Source organism: Burkholderia cepacia, assembly GCF_029962485.1.
Lineage (GTDB): Bacteria > Pseudomonadota > Gammaproteobacteria > Burkholderiales > Burkholderiaceae > Burkholderia.
Genome location: NZ_CP073638.1, coordinates 2631253 through 2652030, shown reverse-complemented (window position 1 = coordinate 2652030; position 20778 = coordinate 2631253). Strand labels below are relative to the sequence as shown.

Below are 20778 nucleotides of genomic sequence, written 5' to 3'. Positions count from 1 at the left end.
TTTCTTGTCCTCAAGCATCGGGAGCCGGCACGCCATAACCCGCCGAATCCTTGCCGGCGACGTGGATCTTGCCGCCCGCCAGCGTGCGCAGCACGACGTAGAACACCGGCGTCAGCATCAGCCCGAACAGCGTCACGCCGAGCATCCCGAAGAACACCGCGACACCCATCGCATGGCGCATTTCCGAACCGGCCCCCGTCGACGTGACGAGCGGCACGACACCCATGATGAAGGCGATCGACGTCATCAGGATCGGGCGCAGCCGCAGCCGGCTCGCCTCGATCGCGGCCTCGAACGGTGTCCTGCCGTCGTGTTCGAGCTCGCGTGCGAACTCGACGATCAGGATCGCGTTCTTCGCCGACAGCCCCACCAGCACCATCAAGCCGATCTGCGTGAAGATGTTGTTGTCGCCCTGCGTGAGCCACACGCCCGTCAGCGCCGACAGAATGCTCATCGGCACGATCAGGATCACCGCGAGCGGCAGCGTCAGGCTTTCATACAGCGCGGCAAGCACGAGGAACACGAGCAGCACGCTGATCGGGAACACGTACATCGCCGAATCGCCTGCAAGAATCTGCTGGTACGTGAGGTCGGTCCATTCGAACCGCACGCCGCGCGGCAGCGTTTCATGCGCAATGCGCTCGATCGCGGCCTGCGCCTGACCCGACGAGAAGCCCGGCGCCGGGCCGCCGTTGATGTCGGCCGCCGTGTAGCCGTTGTAGCGCACGACCATTTCCGGGCCGAACGTCGGCGTCACCGTGACGAGCGACGACAGCGGCACCATCTCGCCCTTGTCGTTGCGCGTCTTCAACTGCAGGATGTCGTCCGCGCGCTGGCGGAACGGCGCATCGGCCTGCACGCGCACCTGGTACACACGCCCGAAGCGGTTGAAGTCGTTCACGTACAGCGAGCCGAGATACACCTGCATCGTGTTGAATACGTCGGTCACCGGCACGCCGAGTTGCTTCGCCTTCACGCGATCGAGATCGACGTTGAGCTGCGGCACGTTGATCTGGTAGCTCGTGAACAGCGGGCCGAGTTCAGGCGCCTGCTGCGCACGCTTGATGAAGTCGTTGGTCGCATCCGCGAGCCGCGCATAGCCGACCGCGCCGCGATCCTCGATCTGCATCTTGAACCCGCCGAGCGTACCGAGGCCCAGCACCGGCGGCGGCGGGAACACCGCGACGAACGAGTCCTTCATCGCGCCGTACTGCTGGTTCAGTGCACCCGCAATCGCGCCCGCCGACAGCGCCTTGCCATGCCGTTCCGAGAACGGCTTCAGCGTGACGAACACGATGCCCGCGCTCGAGCTGTTGGTGAAGCCGTTCACCGACAGCCCCGGGAACGCCACCGCGCTCTCGACGCCCGGCTGCTTCAGCGCGATCGAACCCATGTCGCGGATCACCTTTTCGGTACGGTCAAGCGATGCACCGTTCGGCAACTGCGCGAACGCGATCAGGTATTCCTTGTCCTGCGCGGGCACGAAGCCGCCCGGCACGACCTTCGACACGAGCACGGTCGCGCCCACCAGCACGAGGTACACGGCGAGCATCGCCGTCTTGCGCGACAGCACGCCGCGCACGCCGCGGCCGTAGTTCTCCGCGCCGCGATGGAACACCTTGTTGAAGCCGCGGAAGAACCCGCCGAGCACGCGGTTCATCACGCGCGTGAGCCAGTCTTCCTTCTCGCCATGCCCCTTCAGCAGGATCGCGGACAGCGCCGGCGACAGCGTCAGCGAGTTGAACGCCGAGATCACCGTCGAGATCGCGATGGTCATCGCGAACTGCTTGTAGAACTGGCCGGTCAGGCCCGACATGAATGCCAGCGGCACGAACACGGCGACGAGCGTCAGCGCGATCGCGATGATCGGCCCGCTCACTTCCTGCATCGCCTTGTAGGTCGCCTGCCGCGCGTTCATCCCGCTCTCGATGTTCCGCTCGACGTTCTCGACGACGACGATCGCATCGTCGACCACGATCCCGATCGCGAGCACCATCCCGAACAATGACAACGCATTGATCGAATACCCGAACGCGAGCAGCAGCGAGAAGGTGCCGATGATCGATACCGGCACCGCGATCAGCGGAATCAGCGACGCGCGCCAGGTCTGCAGGAACACGATCACGACGATCACGACCAGCGCGATCGCTTCGAGCAGCGTGTGCACGACGGCCTTGATCGACGAGCGCACGAACTGCGTCGGGTCATAGACGATCTTGTAGTCGACGCCCGCCGGCATGTCCTGCTTCAGCTCGGCCATCGTCTTGCGCACTTCGTCCGAGATCTGCAGCGAGTTCGCGCCCGGCGACTGGTTGATCGCCATCGCGACGGCCGGCTTGTTGTCGAGCAGCGAGCGCAGCCCGTATTCGGATGCATCGAGCTCGATCCGCGCGATGTCGCGCAGGCGCGTGACGCCGCCGTCCGGCGTCGTCTTCACGACGATGTCGCCGAATTCGTCTTCCGTCTGCAGACGGCCGCGCGCGTTCACCGACAGCTGCAGCGGCGTGCCGGGCAGCGACGGCGATGCGCCGATCACGCCGGCCGCGACCTGTACGTTCTGCTCACGGATCGACTGCACGACGTCCTCGGCCGACAGCCCGCGCTGCGCAACCTTCTGCGGATCGAGCCACACGCGCATCGCGTAGTCGCCCGAACCCCACAGCTGCACCTGGCCGACGCCCTGGATCCGCGACAGGCGATCCTTCACGTTGATCAGCGCGTAGTTGCGCAGGTAGGTCATGTCATAGCGGTTGTCCGGCGAGATCAGGTGGACCACCATCGTCAGCGTCGGCGAGCTCTTCACCGTCGTGATGCCGAGCCGCTGCACGTCTTCCGGCAAGCGCGGCAGCGCCTGGTTCACGCGGTTCTGCACGAGCTGCGTGGCCTTGTCCGGATCGGTGCCGAGCTTGAACGTGACGGTGATCGTCATGTTGCCGTCGCTGTTCGCCTGCGACTGCATGTAGAGCATGTCCTCGACGCCGTTGATCTGCTCTTCAAGCGGCGACGCGACCGTCTCGGCGATCACTTTCGGGTTCGCGCCCGGGTACTGCGCCTTCACGATCACGGAAGGCGGCACGACTTCCGGATATTCCGAAATCGGCAGCAGGAACATCGCGATCACCCCGCCGAGCAGGATGATCACCGATAGGACTCCTGCGAAGATCGGCCGGTCGATAAAGAATTTGGAAATGTTCATGTGTGGCTCTGTCTGGTTGAACGCGGATGCGAAGCGGCGGGCCGCTTACGAATCCGCCTTCGCCGGTGCGGCCGGCTTCGCGTTGTTCGCGAGCGGCGCGGACGGCGCATCGCCGCCCGTCATCGGGACCATGTGCGGCTTCACCTGTTCGCCGGGGCGCACGCGCTGCGTACCGTTCACGACCACGCGGTCGCCTGCCGCGAGGCCGCTCACGATCACGCGCCGGTTGCCGTGCTGCATCCCCTGCTGCACTTCGCGGTACGACACGCGGCCTTGCTGGTCGACGACGAACACGAACTTCTTGTCCTGATCGGTGTTGATCGCCGCATCGTCGACCAGCAATGCCTCGTGCGGCGCGCTGCCGCCCACCTTCACGCGTGCGTACAGGCCCGGGACGAGCGCACCGTCCGCATTGTCGAAGCGTGCGCGCACGCGGATCGTGCCCGACGACGTGTCGAGCCGGTTGTCGACCGAATCGATCTCGCCGCTGCGCGAGTAGCCGGTTTCGTTCGCGAGGCCGAGTTCGACCGGCACCTTGCGGCCGCTGCGCGCGCCGTTGATGTATTGCAGGTAGGTCTGTTCGTCCGCGTCGAACGATGCGTAGATCGGCGACACCGACACCAGCGTGGTGAGCGGCGCGGCCGACGCGCCGGCCGACACGACGTTGCCGAGCGTGATTTCCGCGCGCGACACGCGGCCCGACACGGGCGCGGTGATCCGCGTATAGCCGAGGTTGATGCGCGCCGTTTCCAGCGCGGCGTCGGCGGCCTTCAGGTTCGCCGCCGCCTCGCGCGCCGCGTTCTGCTTCTCGTCGTAGTCGCGCTTCGCGATCGCGTTGTCGCCGATCAGGCGCTGCGCGCGCTGCCAGTCCGTCTGAGCATAGCCGTTGCGCGCCTGCGCGGCGGCAAGCTGGGCGGCCGCGCGGTCGGTTTCGGCCTGGTACGGGCGCGGATCGATCACGAACAGCACGTCGCCCTTCTTCACGAGCGCGCCGTCCTTGAAATTCACCGCGACGATCGTGCCCGATACCTGCGGGCGCACGTCGACTTTCTCGACCGCTTCGAGGCGGCCCGAATAACTTTGCCAGTCGGTCACGGTCTGCGGCACGACGGTCGCGACGTCGACTTCAGGCAGCGGCGCGGCCGATTTCTCGGGCGCGTTTGCGTTGACGCGCATCGCGCCGAACGTGCCGAGGCCGACGACGGCGAGCGTCACGATCGCCGCCGTGGCGATTCGCGAGCGGGAGGTGCGTAGGATGGCCATGTGGATCTCCAGTAAACGTGGATTGGTTTTGGTTATTCGGAACGGTTCGGCTGGCGCGCCTGGAAGCGGCACTGGAAGAAGCGCACGGCTTCCTCGAAGGCGGCTTCGTGCGTCGCGAGCGCGGCGTGCGTGATGTCCGGATAGCGGATCACCTGCGTGAGCACGCCCGACGAGATCAGGCAGCTCGCATATTTCTCCGCTTCGACGTGCAGCACGTCGTTCTGCGCGGTGACGACGAGCGTCGGCGGCAGGCCTGCCAGGCGCACCGATTCGAGCGGCGCCGCGTACGGGTGCATGCGCTGCGCGGCCTGCGGCAGATACGCGCGATAACAGGCCGCGCATTCGCGCGCGGTGATGTCGGATGCGAGACGTTCGGCGTCGCCGATGCGCGTCATGCTCGGGTCGAGCATCGGCCCGAACAGCGCCTGCGCGGCGATCGACACTTCACCGCGATCACGTGCGATGAATGCCAGGCAGTTCGCGAGCTGACCGCCCGCGTCATGGCCCGCGACCCCGATCTTCTTCGGGTTGCCGCCGAATGCGCGGGCACGCGTCGCGGCCCACACGGCCGCGCGATACGCATCCTCCGGCGCGGCCGGAAAAGGAAAAGCCGGCGCGAGCGAATAATCGACCGACACTACGAGAGCTGGTAAGCGTTCTGCTAAAAAACGCGCGGCGAAATCCGCGTCTTCGAGCGAACCGCGGACAAAGCCGCCGCCGTGGAAATAAAGCACTACTGGCAACCCGGTCTTGTCCGGGCGGCGGTAGAGGCGCAGCACGATGTCCTGCGCGTAGCCGGGAATTTCCACTTCGGCGACCGTCAGCGCCGCGCCTGCCAAGGCTTGCGCGAGCAGTGCGGCTTTCAGGAATTTGCTGAATTCAGAAGCGTCCATGACGATGCAGCATCCATTTCGAGATGGAACGAATTCTGGGTCCGGCAGACATTGGGATAAATGCCTATAATCCGGCAACACAATTCAACGCCCCCGAACAATCCGAGGCTGCGCTTACCCACGAGGTGGCGCAGCCTTCTTGTTCCGGGGGCAAATTAGATTGCGGAGGTTGTGATGGACCGGCTTCAGGCCATGCAGGTGTTTACTCGCGTCGTCGATACAAGCAGCTTCACCAAGGCAGCAGAAACGCTCAGCTTGCCGCGGGCGTCCGTCACGACGATCATCCAGAATCTCGAAGCCTTCCTCGGCGTGCGATTGATGCACCGGACCACGCGCCGGCTGTCGCTCACGCCGGACGGCGCCGCGTACTACGAACGATGCGTGCGGATCCTCGCGGACGTCGAGGAAACCGAAGCAAGCTTCCAGGCCAACAACCGGAAGCCGCACGGAAAGTTGCGTATCGACATGCCCGGTTCGATCGGGCGGCTGCTCGTGATTCCGTCGCTGTGCGAATTTCATACGCGCTATCCGGACATCGACCTGCAGCTCGGCCTGTCCGACCGGCCGGTCGACCTGCTGCAGGAAGGCGTCGACTGCGTGATCCGCGTCGGCGCGCTGCAGGATTCGTCGCTCGTCGCGCGCCGCGTCGGCCTGTTCGAATGCGTGACGGTCGCATCGCCCGACTACCTCGAGCGCCACGGCGAACCGCAGACGATCGACGACCTGAGCCAGCACAAGGCCGTCAACTACTTCTCGAGCCGCACCGGCCGCACGATCGACTGGACGTTCCTGACCGACGGCCAGGAAGTCGAGATGAAAATGGACAGCATCGTGTCGGTGAACGATGCGGATGCGTACGTGACCTGCGGGATCGAAGGCTTCGGGCTGATCCAGCCGCCGCTGTTCATGGTGCTGCCGCACCTGCGCGAAGGCCGGCTCAAGGAAGTGCTGCCCGGCGTCAAGCCGCTGCCGATGCCGATCTCGGTCGTGTATCCGCACAGCCGCCACCTGTCGCCGAAGGTGCGCGTGTTCGTCGACTGGGTGGCCGAAGTGTTCGACCGTTGCCCGCTGCTGAGCGGCAAGGGCAGCCTCGACGCGACGTGCAGCAAGCGCACGTTCGAGGAAGCCGAACGCGCGCCGGCGCTCGACACGCCGGTCATCAACGAGTGGGTCGCGTAATCGTCTGAACTGCGCGCGCGGGCCGCGAGGCCCACGCGTCGTCCCGCCGCCTCGCCGCCGCCTCACCCGCCCTCAAGCCGCCATTCCGCGCGGCGCAGCCGATCCTTTCCGATTCCGCAGCAAACCTTTGTGTCGCGAGCAGCAATCGCCCGCGTGCACCGTCGCGCGTGGCCGTCGCATCCGCGTGAGCCCCACTGCACGGGGCTGCCGGCGAATTCCGCATAACCCTGCCGTTCGTGCGGATGTCGATTGTTCCTTTGCGACGACAAATCAATTCGCGTCTGCCGCATTTATCGCGACGGAACAGATACCTAGAGTAAACCCTGTCGCGCACCTCGTTGCGCATCGAACAGATCCCGCTTGATGGGACCGGAGTAAGCGCTCAGCCGCCAGCTCCGAAATATAGGAGTTACGCCATGAACCGCCGCAACGTTCTCTCCGCCCTCGCCCTCACGCTCGCCGTGTCCGCACCGGCCTTCGCCGATTCGGCCACGCCGCATGCCGGCGACTACGGCAACACGTCGTGGTACTCGCAGCACTACGGCCCGCGCACGCGCGCCGAAGTGAACGCGGAAGTCGAGCAAGCGCGCAAGGACGGCACGCTCGCGTACCTGCGCAAGGCGACTTCGTATCCGCAAGGGCTCGAACTCGCGCAAGGCCCGTATCGCTCGATGCCGGAAAGCAACCAGCTCGCCGGCGGAGGCCGGTAAACGCGCAACGCCGCGCAGCGGGTTGCCCCGTGCGCGGCGTCGTGACACACCTATCGACGACTCGCTGAGTCAGTTAGTTGCAGGAGAACATCATGAACGACCAACTTCCTTCGCCGCTCGATCACTGGGACGACACCACGCCGGTCTGGACGCCTTTCCGTTCGACCCCGCACTCGCATTGACCACCGGCTGAGCCGTCGCCCGGCCCTCACCGGCGCGGCACGCCGTCGCGCCATTCGCCCCAGTGCGTCACGATGTCCTGAACGAGCGGATTGCCCGCGCGGTACAGGTTTTCGGTCGCCGGGGCGAAGCCACCCTGGTCCGCGTAGTTCAGCAGGTTGTCGGCACTCGTCTGCCCCGCATACGGGCGGTCGAAATCGGAACCCGTCCGCAGCACCGCGACGCGCGATAGGTCGACCCGCTTCACGCTCGCCGCGCGCTTGAGCGCTTCATACGTCGCGTTGTCTTCCTGCGCGGTCATGCAGTAAGTACCCTTGCCGTCGGTCAGGATCTTCGTCCACTGACGCGCGCGCTCGCCGATCAGCGTGCCCGAGAACCACGTGTTGCCCGATGACGTGTCGCACTGGATCACCGTCGGCGGCCGGTTCGCCGGCGCATACGTGAACTTCGCGCGCGCGGCCTGCGCCTGCGCGCTGTCGGCGAGCACGACGTTGCGCGACAGTGCGACCGCCGCGTCGGTCAGCTGCGGGTTGAGCTGGAACACTTCGGTGCGATAGTCGAGCGGCGGCTTGTCGTTCGGGCTCTTCGTGTTGATGCCGAGAAAGCCGGTGTTCCAGCCGGCCGGAATCTCGCGTGCATCGAGCTCCCACTGCAGGCTGAAATCGACGAGGTATTTCGACCATGCGGCGGAACCGATCGTGCCTTGCGCGGGGTCGACGCCCGCGATGCCGGAGATCAGGAAATACGTGCGGCGCAGATCGAAGCGTTGCGAGAACGTGAGCGCCATGATCGTCGCCGACGCGTTCGCATAACCCATGCCGGTCGTCACGACGCACACGTCCTGCTTGTTGCAATGAACGTTCGGGTAGTCGGGCGACAGGCCGGGCACGGCGATGTCACGCCACGGGCCGAGCCGGTCGAGCCACGCCTGGCCCTCCGGACCGAACATCGTGATGATCATGACCTTGACCGGGCGGCCCTGTGCACCGGTCTCGGCGAATGCATTGTTGCCCGCGTTGTTGCCCTGGTTGTCCTGCGCGATCGACGGCGCGGTCGCACAGGCGGCGAGCGAAAATGCAGCGGCGGAAAGAATGGAGCGAGTCAGCATCGGCGTTCCTTGTTTCGATGATGTTGGGTGAGAACGGCTGTCGGAGACTGCGCGAGGGAGTATAGAACGGGCGTACGCGATGCGGAACCCGACTACGAAACGGCTAGCGGTGTTTCGTGCGAATGGACGCGCGTTGCGTGACGGAATTCGCGCGTTCGCCACTGCATTGCAAACATCAGGAATACTATCGGGTTGGTCGCCACGTGCGACGTCGGCCACCTCGCGCCGTGCTATACGCGCACCAGCCCCGCGACGCCGTAACCGAGCACGACGAGTGCGGCAACCACATGGCTCGCCGCGAGCCACCCGGGCGACTTCACGAAACGACCGATCGCGCTGCCGCCAAACGCGAACACGAGCTGCCCCGTGAGGCTACCCGCAAACACGCACGCGGCACCGATCAGCCAATGGCGGTGCGCACCGGCGGCAGCCGTTGCATAGCCATAGAACAGCAGGATGGTCAGCGGGTTCGCGAGCGTGACGAGGAACATCGAAAAGAACGGGCGAGTGCCCGGCGGTGGCAGGTCGCCGTCGAGCGTGCGCCGGCGGTCCCGCAGCGCCTGCCACAGCATCCGCGCGCCCATCGCGAGCAACACGAGCGCACCGACGATACGGAACAGCGCCAGATGCGCCGCGAGCGTGCTCGCGAGCATCGCGCCGATCGTGAACGCGACGACTGCATAGCAGCCGTCCGCCGCGGCAACGCCGATTGCCGCGCGCACGCCGGTCGCCGTGCCGGCGCGCATGCCGTAGTTCGCGATCATCAGCGCGACGGGCCCGACCGACAGCGCGATCATCAGCCCGAACAGGAAGTCATTCATCGGTCGTCGATGCCTTCGAGGGAAGGCACCGATTCTAGCGACGTCAAAACGATCCGGTGAATGAAGTGGGCGTCAGGCGACCTCGACGCGTGCGGGCCCGTCCACCATCTCGCCGATCACGACCGCGCGGCCGAAACCGTCGGCACGGAAGCACGCGAGCACGTCATCGACGGCCTCGGGTGCGCACGCAACCAGCAGGCCGCCCGACGTCTGCGGATCGGTCAGCAGCGCCTGCGCGACGGGCGGCAAGCCGTCGGCGAGCCGCACGTCGGTGCCGTATGCGGCCCAGTTGCGGCCCGACGCACCGGTGAACACGCCGTCGGTGACGAATGCCTCGACGCCTGCGAGCCACGGCAGCGACGCATAGTGCACGCGCGCGGTCAGCTGCGCACCGCGCGCCAGTTCGAGCGTATGGCCGAGCAGCCCGAAGCCCGTGACGTCGGTCAACGCATGCACGCCCGGCAGCGCGGCCAGCTCGGCGCCCGGCCGGTTCAGCTTGGTGGTCGTCGCGACCATCTGCGCGTAACCGTCGGCGTCGAGCTGGTTCTTCTTCAGCGCGGCCGACAGCACGCCGACGCCGAGCGGCTTGCCGAGCACGAGCACGTCGCCGGCGCGCGCGGCCGCATTGCGCTTCACGCGCGACGGATGCACGACGCCGATCGCCGCGAGCCCGTAGATCGGCTCGACCGAATCGATCGAATGGCCGCCCGCGACCGGAATGCCGGCGTCCGCGCACACCGATTCGCCGCCGCGCAGCACGGCCGCGATCGTCTCGTGCGGCAGCACGTTGATCGGCATGCCGACCAGCGCGAGCGCGAGGATCGGCTTGCCGCCCATCGCATACACGTCGGACAGCGCGTTGGTCGCCGCGATGCGGCCGAAGTCGAACGGATCGTCGACGATCGGCATGAAGAAATCGGTGGTGGCAACGATCGCCTGCTCGTCGTTGAGCCGGTAGACGGCCGCGTCGTCGGACGTCTCGGTGCCGACCAGCAGGTCCGGGAACAGCGCGGGCGGCGTCGCGCGCTTCAGCAGCTCGGACAGCACGCCCGGCGCGATCTTGCAGCCGCAGCCGCCCCCGTGCGACAGGCTCGTGAGGCGCGGAACGGCAGGCTGGGCTTGGGTGGCTTCGGTCATCGTCGGCATCCGGTGAATAACAACGTTCTATTATCGACAATTCCGCGCGAGCGCGCCGGATACCCACATAATTGGCGGCGCTGCCCTCTTCCCGCTCCCGCCCACACCCTCGCTCATGGATCACCTGTTCATCGGCCTCGTGCTGTGCTCCGCGCTGCTGCACGCCGTCTGGAATGCCTTCCTCCACGTCAGCGAAGACCGGCTCGTGCAGCTCGGCACGATGTCGCTGCCGTATCTCGTGTTCGGCGTCGCCGGCGCCGCGCTGCTGCCCGCGCCGGCGCCCGCCGCGTGGCCGTACATCGCCGCGTCGGCCGCGCTCGAGGTCGCGTACTGCTTCACGCTGGCGCGTGCGTACCGCAGCGGCGAGTTCGGGCAGATCTATCCGATCGCGCGCGGAATCTCGCCGCTACTTGTGTCGGTGCTCGCGCTCGCCTTCCTCCACGAACAGCCGACGCCGTTCGGCTTCGCTGGCATCGCGCTCGTGTCGTTCGGCATCATGTCGCTCGCCTTGCGGCGCGGCTTCCGGTTCTCCGGCGAAGGCGTGCCGTACGCGCTGCTCACGGGCGTGTTCATCGCCGCCTATTCGATCTGCGACGGGATCGGCTCGCGCATGTCCGGCAGCGCACTCGGCTACATCGCGTGGGTGTACCTGCTGTGGAGCGTGCCGCAGCTCGTGCTCGTCTGTATGCTGCGCGGCGGCCCGCGCGCGGTGCTCGGCTCGCGCACCGCGCTCACGCAAGGTGCGATCGCCGGCACGATCTCGCTCGCCGCCTACGGGATCGTGATCCTCGCGTACCGGCACCTGCCGGTCGCGACCGTGTCGGCGCTGCGCGAAACGAGCTCGATCTTCGCGGTCGCGATCGGCTGGTTCGTGATGCGCGAGCGACCCGGCGCGCAGCGGCTCGCCGCGTGCGCGCTGGTGGTCGCGGGCGCGGCGCTGATCCGGCTCTAAGCGGCGCGCCCGGCCCGCGGCCTGCCGCCGCGTCAGAACTTGTGGCGGATGCCCGTCACCGCGACGATCTGCGTACGCGTGCTCGACGGGTTCGAGATCCCTTCGATCGCGGCCACCGCGTTCGACGACGCGCGCTGGTAGAACGCATTCACGTAGACGTCGGTGCGCTTCGACAGGAAATACTGCGCGCCGACGCTCGTCTGCAGGTAATGCGAGCTAGGCTTCGGCCCCTGCGACGCAAGCACCTGCGTATAGGTTTCGCCGAGCGCGAACTGCAGCGCGGGCGTCATCAGGTAGCGCACGCTGCCCTCGTAGTTGTTGAAGCGCATTGCGCCGCCCGTCTGCAGGTTGAACAGCGAGCTCGTGTACAGCAGCCCGAACGTCGCGGCCCCCCACGCATACGCGCCGCCCGCGCCCCAGATCTGCTGACGCGTCACGCCCTTGATGAACGTGTAATAGTTGTCGGACGCCGCCGCGCCAGTCGTGTCGAGCGCCGGATGATCGACGCGCACGTAGGCGGCGCCGAGCTGCAGCGGCCCGTTCTCGTAGCTCGCGCCGAGGCTCCACACGCGGTTTTCCGCGAACGACGTCGAATTCGAGAAGCCGTACAGGCCAACCGCGCGCAGCCCGTACCACGTGGGCGTCTGGTACTGCACCGAGTTGTTGGTGCGGAACGTGTTGTTCAGGTCGTCGGTGTCGAACGGATGCAGCGCGTACTGCGTGAGCGCGGTGGTGGCACCGATCTGCAGCGGCTCCAGCACTTCCTGCGCCGCGTTGTACTGGCGACCCATCGTCAGCGTGCCCCAGCGGTCGTTTTCCAGCCCCACATACGCGCGGCGCCCGAACAGCCGGCCGCCCTGGCTCGCGGCGCCGCTCTCGATGTTGAAGCCGTTCTCGAGCCGGAACACCGCGCGCGTGCCGCCGCCGAGATCCTCCTTGCCGAGCAGCCCGAAGCGCGTGCCCTGCTCGTTGCCGCCGGTCGCCTGCCACGCGGCGTGACCGTTCTGGTTGTTCGTGTACGTGATCCCCGAATCGACCACACCGTACAGCGTCACGCTCGATTGCGCCTGCGCATGCGTCGCGCCTGCCGCCATTGCGATACCCGCCAGCGCGACCGCCATCCCTTTCCGCTTCATCTCCGACCCCTTTTTGTCGATTGAATATGGGGAGCGATTTATTTCGCCCATGACGTGTTTTATTGAATAAAACATCGTCTTATTAATTGTTGAATTCGGCGATTTGAAGCGTCAAGCGATGACAAAAATCACCCGGATGAGCTTAAACGCCTTCGATCGACAGGTGTTTCGAAGAATGAAACAAGACCAATATCCACGGGCTTTACAGGCTCATCTCAACACGTAATGCCGGCATTGAAAAAAGCCCTTGACCGCAATTTTCTGCCGTTGTGAAATATTGATACGCTGTTTTAATGATTAAAACAAACGAACGAGACGCTTCGAGAAACTAGGTAAAGAACCTGATCCCCATGGTGACGTTTAATTGCAACAACGCGACCGCCGGCGCATCGCCCGCGTATTTCATCGCGCAGCCGACGGCACCCGCGCTGCCGATCGTCGTCGATTCGCCGCACAGCGGCATCACGTATCCGCCGGACTTCGCGACCGTCGCGCCGGACGACGCGATCCGCACGACGTGGGACGCCTACATCGATGAACTGTGGGCCGGCGCCCCCGCGCGCGGCGGCACGCTGCTCGCCGCGACGTTCCCGCGCGCCTACATCGATCCGAACCGCGCGGAAACCGACATCGACGAAACACTGCTCGCCGAGCCGTGGCCCGCGCCGCTTGCGCCGCAGCCGTACACGCAGCGCGGCATGGGGCTGATCCGGCGCGACGCGTTGCCCGGCGTGCCGCTGTACGACCGCAAGCTGTCGCTCGCGGAAGTACGCCACCGGATCGACGCGTACTACCTGCCGTACCGCCGCGCGCTGGCCGGCATCGCCGAGCCGCTGCATGCCGCGCATCGTGCGCTGTGGCACATCGACTGCCATTCGATGAAGTCGCGCGGCAACGCGATGAACGTCGATGCGGGTGCGCTGCGGCCGGACGTCGTCGTCAGCGACCGACGCGGCACGACCGCCGACCCGGCCTTCACCGCATGGACCGCGCAATGGTTCGCCGACGCCGGCTATCGCGTGCAGGTCAACGACCCGTACCAGGGCGGCGACCTGCTGACCGCGCTCGCCGATCCGGCGCGGCAGCGCCACAGCATCCAGATCGAATTCAACCGTGCGCTGTACATGGACGAGGCCGTATTCGCGAAACACGCGGGCTTCGCGACGCTGAAGCGCTCGGTAGACGCGTATCTCGACGCGCTCGCCGATTACGTCCGCGCGCGCATCGCAGCGCAGGGAGAACCCACATGACGACCTACATCGTCGACGCCGTCGACAGCGCGCTGAAGCTGCTGACCTACGTGGCCGAGCACCCGAACCTCGGCGTGACCGAGCTGGCGTCGCAACTCGGCATCAACAAGTCGCGCACGTACCGGATGCTGTGCACGCTCGAACTGCACCGCTTCGTCGTGCAGGACGCACGCACGTCCACCTATGCGCTCGGCCCGCAGGCATTCGTGATCGGCGTGGCCGCGTCGCAGCAGAACGCGCTCGTGCGCGCCGCGCACCGGCACATGCTCGCGCTCAACCAGGCGATCAACGAAACGATCGTGCTGCGCGTGCGCGAAGGGCTCGAATCGGTGTGCGTCGCGCGTTGCGAAACCACGCACGCGGTGCGCACCGTCGGCTCGGTCGGCAACCGCCGGCCGATCAATTTCGGCGCATCGGGCAAGGTGCTGCTCGCGTTCGCGCCGGATGCCGTGCGCGACGAATATCTCGCGCAACTGCGCCGCAACGGGCTGGCCGACGATCCGGCGAAACTCGCCGGCGAACTCGACGCGGTCGCGCGCAAGGGCTACGCGGTCAGCAGCGGCGAGGTGACGCCCGGCGCGGTCGGCATCGCGGTGCCGGTGCGCGACCTGACGGGCGCGACGGTTGCGTCGGTCAGCGTGACAGGCCCCGAGGTGCGCGTGAGCCACGCCGACATCCCCGACTATCTCGAACGCCTGCAGGCGTGCAGCCACGCGATTTCCGCCGAACTCGGCTACGTCCCGGCGCGCGCCGCGCTGCAACCGGCCTGACGGCCCGCTCCTTCTTCGACGAGGATCCGATGTCCGCCTCTTCCCCGAACCCGGCCGGCGCACCCGGCGCCGATACCGCCGCACGCGCGGCCGACGCTCCGGCGGCCGACGCCCCGGCGGCCGACGCCCCGGCGGCGCCCGCCGCTCAAGCACCGCATCCGCACGGCAAGATGCTGCACCCCGTCGTGATGATGCTGTGGGTGCTCGCCGCCGCGATCGCGCTCACGTGGCTCGTCGACTCGGGCCAGTTCGCACGCAACGGCAGGCTCGTCGTGCCCGGCACCTATCACGTGGTGCCGAAGGCGACCGCACTCACGACGCTCGTCGCGCCGGCCGTCAGCCACAGCACGTCCGCGCAGGCGCTGCCGGCAAGCCTCGTCTCCGCGTTCGTCGCGGTACCGCAAGGGTTGCTGAAAAACGCGCCGCTGATCGTGATGGTGATGTTCGTCGGCGGGATGTTCGGCGTGATGCGCCGCACGGGTGTCGTCGATGCGGGCATCGACCGGCTGCTTCAGCTCACCGGCAACAACGCGTACCTGCTGACGCCGATGCTGATGATCCTGATCGGGCTCGGCAGCACGCTGCTCGGCTTCATCTCCGAGTATCTCGTGATCATTCCGATGGTGGTCGTGATCGCCCGGCGCCTCGGCCTGTCCGACCTGTTCGCGGTCGCACTCGTCGCGCTCGCCGCGAAAATCGGCTACATCGCGTCGGTCACGAACCCGCTTGCGCTGGCCGTCGCCCAGCCGCTCGTCGGCGTGCCGCTGTTCAGCGGCGTCGCGCTGCGCGCGGCCGTATTCGTCGTATTCCTGACGATCGGGATCCTGTACCTGCTGCGCTACGTGCGCAACACCGGCTACCGGGCCGGGCAGACCGCCGCGGGCCAGGCCGCGCACACGGCCGCGAAGCTGTCGCTGCGTCACAAGGCGACGCTGCTCGTGTTCGCCGCGGCCGTCGCGATGCTGATCTACGGCACGCGCGAACTCAAGTGGGGCAACATCGAACTCGCGGCGTTCTACACGGCCGTGAGCATCGCGACGGCCATCATCGGCGGGCTCGATTCGCGCAGCGCGGCCGACGCGTTCGTCGACGGGATGAAGAACATGATGCTCGCCGCGCTGCTGATGGGGCTCGCCGCTTCCGTCGAGCTGCTGCTGCAGAACAGCCTCGTGCTCGACACGCTGATCAACTTCTTCACGCGGCTCGCCGACGGGCAGTCGCCGGTGTGGGTCGCGAACGGGCTGATGGGCGTGCAGATGGTGCTCGACGTGTTCATTCCGTCGGTGTCGGGCAAGGCCGCGGTGAGCATGCCGATCATCGGGCCGATCGCGCAGCTGTCCGGCGTGAGCGGCCAGACGTCGGTGCTCGCTTTCGTGCTCGGCGGCGGGCTGACGAATCTCGTCACGCCGACGTCCGGCATGCTGCTCGCGTATCTCGCAACGGCTCGCGTCGACTTCGGCGCGTGGATCCGCTTCGTGCTGCCGCTGTTCCTGACGCTGCTCGCGTTGTCGTGCGTCGTGCTGACGTTCGCGGTGTGGATCGGGTATTGAGGTTTGCGACCGGCAAGGCAGAACGTGCGTGCGCTCGTCGGCGCGCAGCGCGTGAAGCCTGCCAGGCCCGACTGTGGCGACGGGCATCGCAACGCAATGCCGCAACCGGAAGCACCGTTCAAGCCACCGCCACCGCCCCGCCGAATGCCCGCTCGTCGATCGCCTCGGCGAGCGTCGCGAACGCCGTCGCGATCTCGTCCTCCGGCACGCACGCATAACCGAGCAGCAGCCCCGACGCCGCGCGCTCGCGATCCGCGTAGTAACCGGACAGCGGCCGCACGACGATATTGCGTTCGAGCGCGGCCTGCGCGACCGCGCGATCGTCGGCACCTTCCGGCAGTTGCGTGACCAGATGCAGCCCCGCGTCGCTGCCGAGCGCCTGCAGCGTGTCGCCGTAACGTCGAGCGACCGCGTCGAGCAGCACCTCGCGGCGCTGCCCGTACAGCGTGCGCATCTTGCGGATGTGCGACACGAAGTGCCCTTCCGCGATGAATTCCGCGAGCACGGCCTGCTGCAGCAACTGCCCTTCGCGATACAGCTCGGCGCTCGCGGTCGCGAAGCTTTCCGCGAGCGGCTCGGGCGCGACGAGATAGCCGACCCGCAGCCCGGGGAACAGCGTCTTGCCGAAACTGCCGACGTAGATCACCTGCCCGGCCGTATCGAGACCTTGCAGCGACGCGAGCGGCCGGCTGCCGTAGCGGAATTCGCTGTCGTAGTCGTCCTCGATGATCCAGCAGCCGTGCTGGCGCGCGTATTCGAGCAGCATCCGCCGCCGTGCGAGGCTCATCACCATCCCGAGCGGATACTGGTGCGACGGCGTGACGAGCATCAGCTTCGGCGGTTCGGCGAGATCGGCGGCCGACGGCGCGATGCCTTCTTCGTCGACCGGAATCGGCCGCGTCGTCAGCCCCGACACGTTCAGCACGCTGCGCACGCCCCAGTAGCACGGGTCCTCGGTCCAGATCGCATCGCCCGGATCGGTCAGCAGCCGCACCGCGAGGTCGATCGACTGGTGGATGCCGGTCGTGATCACGATCTGCTCGGGCGTGCAGCGCACCGAGCGCGACGTGCGCAGGTAGTCGGCCAGCGCCTCGCGCAGCAGCGCGAGCCCGCCGCCCGGCGCATAGGTCAGCAAGTCGGGGCGCAGTCGCCGCCAATACTTGTTGTGCAGCCGGGTCCACACGCGCGCCGGAAATCGCGACACATCGGGCACGCCCGGCATGAACGCGCCGCCCTGGCGCTTCGACACGCCGGCCCCTTCGACGAGCCGCGTGCCGCGCGCGGACAGCCGCCGCGCGGACGTCGTCACGATGGCCGGGCCCGCGGCCGCGTCGGGCGTCGCGCCGACGATCTCGTCCGGCGCACTGTCGGCGACGAAGGTGCCGCGGCCGGTCGCCGAGTTCACATAACCTTCGAGCGCAAGCTGTTCGTAAACCTGCGTGACCGTGTTGCGCGCGATCCCGAGCTCGGCAGCCAGCAGCCGCGACGACGGCACACGTGTGCCGGCCGGCAGTTCGCGCGACAGGATCGCCTGTTGCAGCAGCCGGTGAAGCTGCCGGTAGATCGGCTGTTCGCCGCCGCGCACGAGGCGCTGCGCCAGCCAGTCCGACAACACGCTCGCGCGCATGATTGGCTCCTGAATATTTATTGAAATGGCTCTGATTGCCAGAGCCAAATGTGATTATAGTCGCCTCCATGGGCTGTCGAAGCGCCCGATTTTCTACTCACCGGAAAGAACATCAAGGAGATGACCGTGAAGAATGCCGACCTGCAGGCCCGCAAGAACGCCGCCACCCCGCGCGGCGTCGGCGTGATGTGCGATTTCTACGCAGCCCGCGCCGAGAACGCGGAACTGTGGGATGTCGAAGGCCGCCGCTTCATCGATTTCGCCGCCGGCATCGCGGTGCTGAACACAGGCCACCGCCACCCGAAGATCGTCAAGGCGATCTCGGACCAACTGAACAACTTCACGCACACCGCTTACCAGATCGTCCCGTACGCGTCGTACGTCGAGCTGGCCGAGAAGATCAACGACCGCGCGCCGGGCGACTTCCCGAAAAAGACCGCGTTCTTCACGACCGGCGCCGAAGCCGTCGAGAACGCGATCAAGATCGCGCGTGCAGCGACCGGCCGTCCGGGCGTCATCGCGTTCTCGGGCGGCTTCCACGGCCGCACGATGATGGGCATGGCGCTGACCGGCAAGGTCGCCCCGTACAAGCTGAACTTCGGCCCGTTCCCGGGCGACGTGTTCCACGCTCCGTACCCGAACGCGCTGCATGGCGTGACGACGGCCGACTCGATCAAGGCGATCGAGATGCTGTTCAAGGCCGACATCGATCCGAAGCGCGTCGCCGCGATCATCTTCGAACCGGTCCAGGGCGAAGGCGGCTTCTACGCGGCGCCGGCCGAATTCGTGCGCGCACTGCGCAAGATCTGTAACGAACACGGCATCCTGCTGATCGCCGACGAAGTCCAGACGGGCTTCGCGCGTACCGGCAAGCTGTTCGCGATGCAGCACTACGACGTGCTGGCCGACCTGATCACGATGGCGAAGAGCCTCGCGGGCGGCATGCCGCTGTCGGGCGTCGTCGGCCGTGCGGACGTGATGGACGCGGCAGCGCCGGGCGGCCTCGGCGGCACGTACGCGGGCAACCCGCTGGCCGTCGCATCGGCCCACGCCGTGCTCGAGATCATCGACGAAGAGAAGCTGTGCGACCGCGCAACGCAACTCGGCGACGTACTGAAGGCGAAGCTGAACTCGCTGCAGGCCGACGTGCCGCAGATCGCCGACGTGCGCGGCCCGGGCGCGATGATCGCGGTCGAGTTCCTGAAGCCGGGTTCGGGCGAGCCGGATGCCGAGTTCACGAAGCGCGTGCAGACGCGTGCACTCGAGCGCGGCCTGCTGCTGCTCGTGTGCGGCGTGTACTCGAACGTCGTGCGCTTCCTGTTCCCGCTGACGATTCCCGAGGCCGTGTTCAACGAAGCGCTCGTGATCCTCGAGGAAGTGCTGAAGGAAACGGTCGGCGTGCCGGCCTGAGTTCCCGTCGACTCCAATTGAATGCGCCGCCGCCGTCTTTACGACGGCGGCGGCCGTTTTACCCGTCCTTTTCAAAGCAGGCGATTCATATGAGCACTGTTCAGGAAACCCTGGCACTGAAAGATCCGTCGCTGTTCCGCCAGCAGGCGTACGTCAACGGCGAATGGCAAGGCGCGACGAACGGCGAGACGTTCGAAGTCCGCAACCCGGCGACGGGCGGCCTGCTCGGCACCGTGCCGGCGATGGGCACGGCCGAGACGCGTCACGCGATCGAAGCCGCGAACGCCGCATGGCCGGCGTGGCGCAAGAAGACCGCGAAGGAACGCGCGGTCGTCCTGCGCAAGTGGCACGACCTGATGATGGAAAACGCCGACGACCTCGCGCTGATCCTGACGACCGAGCAAGGCAAGTCGCTGGCCGAAGCGAAGGGCGAGATCGGCTATGCCGCATCGTTCCTCGAATGGTTCGCGGAAGAAGGCAAGCGTGTGTACGGCGACACGATCCCGACGCCGGCGAGCGACAAGCGCATCGTCGTGACGAAGGAAGCGATCGGCGTGTGCGCGGCGATCACGCCGTGGAATTTCCCGGCGGCGATGATCACGCGCAAGGTCGGCCCGGCACTCGCGGCAGGTTGCCCGATCGTCGTGAAGCCGGCCGAGGCCACGCCGTTCTCCGCACTCGCGATGGCCGTGCTGGCCGAGCGCGCGGGCGTGCCGGCCGGCGTGTTCAGCGTCGTCACGGGCGACCCGAAGGCGATCGGCGGCGAAATGACGTCGAACCCGATCGTGCGCAAGCTGTCGTTCACCGGCTCGACGCCGGTCGGCCGCCTGCTGATGTCGCAATGCGCGGCAACGGTCAAGAAGGTATCGCTGGAGCTTGGCGGCAACGCGCCGTTCATCGTGTTCGACGATGCCGATCTCGACGCGGCCGTGCAGGGCGCGATCGCGTCGAAGTACCGCAACAGCGGCCAGACGTGCGTGTGCACGAACCGCTTCTACGTGCATGAAGCCGTGTATGACCAGTTCGCGCAGAAACTCGCGGCAGCCGTCGGCCAGCTGAAGGTCGGCCGCGGCACCGAGCCGGGCGTCACGCAGGGCCCGCTGATCAACGAAGCGGCCGTGCTGAAGGTCGAGGCGCACATCGAGGACGCGCTCGCGAAGGGTGCGACCGTCGTGACGGGCGGCAAGCGCCACGCGCTCGGCCATGGCTTCTTCGAGCCGACCGTGCTGACGGGCGTCACGCCGGCGATGAAGGTCGCGAAGGAAGAGACGTTCGGGCCGCTCGCACCGCTGTTCAAGTTCGGCAGCGACGACGAAGTGATCCGACTCGCGAACGACACCGAATTCGGCCTCGCCGCCTACTTCTACAGCCGCGACATCGGCCGCGTGTGGAAGGTGGCCGAAGCGCTCGAGTACGGGATGGTCGGCGTGAACACGGGCCTGATCTCGAACGAAGTCGCGCCGTTCGGTGGCGTGAAGCAATCGGGCCTCGGCCGCGAAGGCTCGCACTACGGCATCGACGACTACGTCGTGATCAAGTACCTCTGCCTCGCCGTCTGACGGTTCAGGGCCTGCCGCTTCGGCGACAGGCCCTGAC

Annotated in this window: 16 protein-coding genes; 8 read left to right on the top strand and 8 right to left on the bottom strand. The window is 66.8% G+C overall.

Annotated elements, in window-relative coordinates; genetic code table 11:
- Window positions 1-10: 10 nt before the first annotated feature.
- The 3 genes from ceoB to KEC55_RS28400 are packed head-to-tail and all read right to left on the bottom strand — an operon-like array spanning window position 11 to window position 5352.
- Window positions 11-3196, bottom strand: coding sequence for a multidrug efflux RND transporter permease subunit CeoB (gene ceoB, locus KEC55_RS28410; RefSeq protein ID WP_176047566.1), 3186 nt, complete (start codon window positions 3194-3196; stop codon window positions 11-13).
- Window positions 3197-3241: 45 nt separating this feature from the next.
- Window positions 3242-4459: a multidrug efflux RND transporter periplasmic adaptor subunit CeoA gene (gene ceoA / locus KEC55_RS28405; protein WP_282508438.1), complete on the bottom strand. Its 1218-nt coding sequence runs from the start codon at window positions 4457-4459 to the stop codon at window positions 3242-3244.
- A 32-nt stretch (window positions 4460-4491) separates the two neighbouring features.
- Window positions 4492-5352 (bottom strand): alpha/beta hydrolase, encoded by an 861-nt coding sequence (locus KEC55_RS28400; protein ID WP_282508437.1) that lies wholly within the window; start codon window positions 5350-5352, stop codon window positions 4492-4494.
- A 174-nt stretch (window positions 5353-5526) separates the two neighbouring features.
- Here KEC55_RS28400 and ceoR point away from each other — a divergent pair, with 174 nt between their 5' ends.
- Together ceoR and KEC55_RS28390 are read left to right on the top strand one after the other, a co-directional pair.
- Complete coding sequence (gene ceoR, locus KEC55_RS28395; protein ID WP_282508436.1) at window positions 5527-6531, top strand: putative multidrug efflux transcriptional regulator CeoR; 1005 nt, start codon at window positions 5527-5529, stop codon at window positions 6529-6531.
- Window positions 6532-6947: 416 nt separating this feature from the next.
- Window positions 6948-7241 carry a DUF4148 domain-containing protein gene (locus tag KEC55_RS28390; protein ID WP_282508435.1) on the top strand — a complete coding sequence of 98 codons (294 nt, stop codon included), beginning with the start codon at window positions 6948-6950 and terminating at the stop codon, window positions 7239-7241.
- Between the two features lie 208 nt (window positions 7242-7449).
- Here KEC55_RS28390 and KEC55_RS28385 read toward each other — a convergent pair whose 3' ends face one another.
- The 3 genes from KEC55_RS28385 to selD form a co-directional block, all read right to left on the bottom strand.
- On the bottom strand, window positions 7450-8529 hold the full coding sequence (locus tag KEC55_RS28385) for a purine-nucleoside phosphorylase (RefSeq protein WP_282508434.1): 1080 nt from the start codon (window positions 8527-8529) through the stop codon (window positions 7450-7452).
- Window positions 8530-8759: 230 nt separating this feature from the next.
- Entirely contained in the window at window positions 8760-9350 is a 591-nt protein-coding gene (locus tag KEC55_RS28380) for a LysE family translocator (protein ID WP_282508433.1), read from the bottom strand.
- A 72-nt stretch (window positions 9351-9422) separates the two neighbouring features.
- A complete protein-coding gene (gene selD, locus KEC55_RS28375; protein WP_282508432.1) occupies window positions 9423-10487 on the bottom strand; it encodes a selenide, water dikinase SelD in 1065 nt (354 codons plus the stop codon).
- Between the two features lie 115 nt (window positions 10488-10602).
- On the opposite strand from selD, the gene KEC55_RS28370 reads away from it, so the two are divergent.
- Window positions 10603-11439: a DMT family transporter gene (locus tag KEC55_RS28370; RefSeq protein WP_282508431.1), complete on the top strand. Its 837-nt coding sequence runs from the start codon at window positions 10603-10605 to the stop codon at window positions 11437-11439.
- 32 nt (window positions 11440-11471) lie between these two features.
- On the opposite strand, the gene KEC55_RS28365 is transcribed toward KEC55_RS28370, so the two are convergent.
- A complete protein-coding gene (locus tag KEC55_RS28365; RefSeq protein ID WP_282508430.1) occupies window positions 11472-12575 on the bottom strand; it encodes a porin in 1104 nt (367 codons plus the stop codon).
- A 350-nt stretch (window positions 12576-12925) separates the two neighbouring features.
- Here KEC55_RS28365 and KEC55_RS28360 point away from each other — a divergent pair, with 350 nt between their 5' ends.
- From KEC55_RS28360 to KEC55_RS28350, 3 genes are read left to right on the top strand one after another with little or no spacing between them, the layout of a single operon-like run.
- Window positions 12926-13825 carry an N-formylglutamate amidohydrolase gene (locus KEC55_RS28360; RefSeq protein WP_282508429.1) on the top strand — a complete coding sequence of 300 codons (900 nt, stop codon included), beginning with the start codon at window positions 12926-12928 and terminating at the stop codon, window positions 13823-13825.
- Complete coding sequence (locus tag KEC55_RS28355; protein WP_282508428.1) at window positions 13822-14595, top strand: IclR family transcriptional regulator; 774 nt, start codon at window positions 13822-13824, stop codon at window positions 14593-14595. The genes KEC55_RS28360 and KEC55_RS28355 overlap by 4 nt, the downstream gene beginning before the upstream one ends.
- Window positions 14596-14624: 29 nt before the next feature.
- Complete coding sequence (locus KEC55_RS28350) at window positions 14625-16145, top strand: YfcC family protein (protein ID WP_282508427.1); 1521 nt, start codon at window positions 14625-14627, stop codon at window positions 16143-16145.
- 118 nt (window positions 16146-16263) lie between these two features.
- Here the strand turns inward: KEC55_RS28350 and KEC55_RS28345 are convergent, their stop codons facing one another.
- The gene (locus KEC55_RS28345) at window positions 16264-17772 is read right to left on the bottom strand and encodes a PLP-dependent aminotransferase family protein (RefSeq protein ID WP_282508426.1); all 1509 of its coding nucleotides are present in this window, start codon (window positions 17770-17772) and stop codon (window positions 16264-16266) included.
- Window positions 17773-17892: 120 nt separating this feature from the next.
- Here KEC55_RS28345 and KEC55_RS28340 point away from each other — a divergent pair, with 120 nt between their 5' ends.
- Window positions 17893-19182, top strand: coding sequence for a 4-aminobutyrate--2-oxoglutarate transaminase (locus KEC55_RS28340; protein WP_282508425.1), 1290 nt, complete (start codon window positions 17893-17895; stop codon window positions 19180-19182).
- An 89-nt stretch (window positions 19183-19271) separates the two neighbouring features.
- The gene (gene gabD, locus KEC55_RS28335) at window positions 19272-20741 is read left to right on the top strand and encodes an NADP-dependent succinate-semialdehyde dehydrogenase (protein WP_174933328.1); all 1470 of its coding nucleotides are present in this window, start codon (window positions 19272-19274) and stop codon (window positions 20739-20741) included.
- Window positions 20742-20778 lie beyond the last annotated feature (37 nt).